This is a genomic window from Acidisphaera sp. S103, assembly GCF_009765975.1.
GTDB lineage: Bacteria > Pseudomonadota > Alphaproteobacteria > Acetobacterales > Acetobacteraceae > Rhodopila.
In genome coordinates this window covers 224,572-225,744 of sequence record NZ_LMUJ01000108.1, presented here as the reverse complement: position 1 = coordinate 225,744, position 1,173 = coordinate 224,572, and the positions used below count along the sequence as shown (strand labels likewise).

At 63.7% G+C, this 1,173-nt stretch carries 2 protein-coding genes; both read right to left on the bottom strand.

Going from position 1 to position 1,173, the window contains the following annotated elements; genetic code table 11:
- Positions 1–53 precede the first annotated feature (53 nt).
- The gene (locus GSQ89_RS35985) at positions 54–956 is read right to left on the bottom strand and encodes a carbohydrate ABC transporter permease (protein WP_216856590.1); all 903 of its coding nucleotides are present in this window, start codon (positions 954–956) and stop codon (positions 54–56) included.
- Positions 957–976: 20 nt separating this feature from the next.
- The coding region (locus GSQ89_RS38905; RefSeq protein WP_216856588.1) for a hypothetical protein at positions 977–1,173 on the bottom strand (197 nt) is incomplete at its 5' end.

Genomic DNA, 1,173 nt, shown 5'->3' with positions numbered 1-1,173 from the left:
GGCGGGCGAAGGCGCGGATGGCGGCCCTGCGCCCGCCATGACGAGGGGTTGGCTTACGCCTCATAGTGGATGCCTCGTTCGAGGCTGCGGAGTGAGACGATCGACAGGGCGAACAGGAAGCCGACGCTGACGACGGTGGCGGCGGAGGCCATACCGATATCGAAATTCTGGTGCGCCTGCTGGTAGATGTAGAACAAAATCATCGAGGTCGCGTCGTCCGGCCCGCCCTGGGTCAGGACGATGACGTGATCCACCTGGGTCAGCGCGTTCAGTGTCGCGATGACGAGGACGAACGCCAGGGTGGGACCGAGCAGGGGGAGGGTGATGCGGAAGAAGCGCTGGATGGCGTTGGCGCCGTCGATCTTGGCCGCGTCCAGCAGGTCTTGTGGTATGCCGGCCAGGCCGGCGAGAAAGAACAGCATGTAATAGCCGCAGTTCTTCCAGATGGTGATGGCGATGATCGACCCCAGCGCCAGGGATGGATCGCCCAGCCAGTTGGTCTCGGAGATGCCGATTTTAGCCAGGTAGTAGTCGAGCAGCCCGGCGTTGGGCAGGAAGATGAAGGCGAACAGCGATGCTGCCGCGACCAGGGGGATGAGCATCGGCAGTGCCACCAGGGTGCGCAGCACGCTGGTCAGGCGGGTGGTTTCCCGCAGCGCCACCGCGAACAGCAGGGCCAGCACCATGCTGGGGGCGATCGTGCCGGCGGCGTAGATCAGGTTGTTTACCACGGCGGTGGAGAAATGTTGGTCGGCGAACAGGCGGGCGTAGTTGTTGAAACCCCAGTGTGCGGCGCCTCGGAAGCCTTTGACGGTGAGGGAGGTTCGGATCACCTGGGCGACGGGCCAGTAGGTGAATGCGACCAGGAATATCGCCGACGGCAGCAGCAGGGCGTACGCCGTTAACCCCGGACGCTCCCGATTTCGGGTGCGTGTGCGGGTTGCCGGCGCGGTCACCGGTCGGGACGTCGTTCGCGTCAGGGCCACCATATGGTATTGTTGATACGAGGTGGTGATGATCGATCGATGACACTCGCATGGCGGTTCGATGACAAGCCCTGTCCGGATGCGGTATAGTTGACCGCATGAACCCCCTGTTCGGCCCGAACCGCTTCAAGCTCGGTATTTTCAGCGCGAACTGCGACGGCGGGCTGACGATGAGCCTGGCGCCGGA